Origin of the sequence: Bartonella numerosa (assembly GCF_037070845.1) — a bacterium.
Classification (GTDB): domain Bacteria; phylum Pseudomonadota; class Alphaproteobacteria; order Rhizobiales; family Rhizobiaceae; genus Bartonella.
In genome coordinates, this window is the sequence record NZ_JAYMZI010000022.1 from 1 (window position 1) to 2,217 (window position 2,217).

General features: G+C 40.9%; 1 protein-coding gene and 1 pseudogene. Both read left to right on the forward strand.

From position 1 onward, the window contains the following. Positions 1-189: hypothetical protein (locus WCP75_RS04945; protein WP_336277130.1), on the forward strand; the 189-nt coding region annotated here is incomplete at its 5' end. Between the two features lie 283 nt (positions 190-472). Then, a pseudogene (locus WCP75_RS04950) lies at positions 473-2,217 on the forward strand (hypothetical protein); the annotation flags it as partial.

A 2,217-nucleotide genomic window follows, 5' to 3' on the forward strand; every position in this document is an offset into this window, starting at 1 on the left:
CCACAGGCTCCAAATAACCTGTGTATCTGGAACAAACTTTTCTGGTGGGATCAGCTACCGTTTTTGAAATATGTTCCGGTAGTTATAAGCCCTATTGTAAGGCAGCACATTGTGCTGCCTTTTTCGTTAATAAAAGTATATTTTAATCAAAATATCAAAACCATCGTAATAAGTTTAGAATTATCATAAGAAGTAACTGTACAAAATTGATGAAATAACAAGAAACCTTTTTTACTTCATTCCAAAAAAATATACAATATGTATGAAAAAAGTCCATAAATAAACGATTTTACGTTTATATCTTGATGGTTCATGAAAAATTATCATGTTTTTAAAAAACATGAAATCCATTCAAAATATAAAAAATGATGGTAAATAATTTGTTTTGATATTTACAACAAAAACGTAATCAATTAAAAGCTCTTTGACTTTTATTTAGAGAGGGGGGTGGGTATTTAGGGAATAGATTTACATGAAAAAAAGCTTCTTATTATGCACAGTTTCCGGGGTTTTGCTTTGTTCTCATTCTAGCCTGTCTTACGCCTCAAATGAAGCCATGACTTCTCCACTTAGAAACGGTGTGACTACAACTAATGTAACGAATACGGTTGGGCAGGAATATTCTGGTTATAAAGGTTTATATTTGACCCCTGGTTTGACCCCTGGATTCAAAAACGGTGAATACAAGGAATATGAACTTAAGGCTTTAAAAAAATCACAAGACGAGAAAAAAAGTTCTGAGAAACGTAAAGAAGAAGAGCACCATAAGCGTGTGGTTAAGAAGCTAGAGCTTGAAAAATCTCAGAAATCACTCGGGCATGGCATGAACTCTTTAGAACGTCTAGCTCCAGTTTCTCGGGAAAACGTGGCGCGGACACTCACTCCTGCAGGTTCTTCATCGGCTCCGGTCGGAAGAATTGCGCCTGCTAAATCTACAGTAATAAATGGAAAGTCTGCTGAACGATCTGGTGCTTCGGTGCAAAAGACTGAAAAAACCAAACAAGCTGAAACCTCAGCAAAAAGTGATAGCGCCGTAATTGATAACAAAGATAAAGCTAATTCTGAGAAAAAAGCCTCAGAAACAGTGAACACAAAATCTAATGAACTGGCAAAACCTGAGAATTCTCTGCAAGGATCCGGGAAGGATATGCGAGCTAGGATTACAGCCCAAAGTAACGACGTTGTGGTTCGCGAAAATGCTGTAATACACGATGAGTTTTTTTCTGTGCTGGCAGAGGGAACAGGATCAAAAATAGAACTACGTGGTGGAACAGTTAGTTCGGGTTTTGTCGCGTTGAGTGCATCGGACAGTGGGGCTATTAATGCTACAAATATTACCGTAACAGCGGCAGAGACTGCCATGCTGGTTGCGGGTGGCTCTATCACCCTTAAGGATTCAATGGTGAATGTCACGAGTGATCGCGATGCGCATGGTATCTTTTTCCGGAATCATTCAGTCGCCACCACGAGAGAACGGCATGCACGAAGCGTTTCTCGTGAGAGTCGGCCAATTTCCTTCGAAAGTACAACCAATGAGGTAGTGTTAGAGAATACAAAGGTTTTTGTTGAAAATGGTGTTGGTGTTGATGCAATGTTCGCGGGTGGCGTGGTTCTTCTTAAAGATTCGACGATCTCCGCTAATATTTTGTCAAGAAGCGGACAAGATACTAAGGATTCAATGAATGGAAAAAACAGGGAATCAAGTCCTGTCCTTTTATTGACGGCTGACCGTTCACACCTGGAAGGTCGAGCGCAAACATCAGGAGAGAGCGTAACGGTCTTCGATCTAGATAATGGAACGAAATGGCTTCTCAAACCTGGTAGGAAGACAGTTCCTAACAGTAGCACTCTACCTAATAATTTTGGGCTTAGTGCAGATTCAGTATCTTCATATTCTAATCTCTCCGTCTTGAGCGTAAAAAATAGCTCTGTGATTTTCGAGAAGCCAATAGACGATCGTTACCAGGTATTGCACATAGGGTCTAGGTTACGGAGAGAAGGTGCAAATTCGACCGTTCTTCCTGCTTATGGTGCAGAAGACAGCGCCGTGCTCCAGTTGAACTCTGAGTGGAGCGATAATTCTCCTGTAGTTGAGCAAAAGACCGATCGTGTTTTAATTGAAGGGCACGCGTTCGGTACAACGAGAGTTCGCGTTAATCTCCTCGGAGAGGATGCGAAATCGGTCAACGGTAATTCTCTTTTGCAGGAAAACGCGCC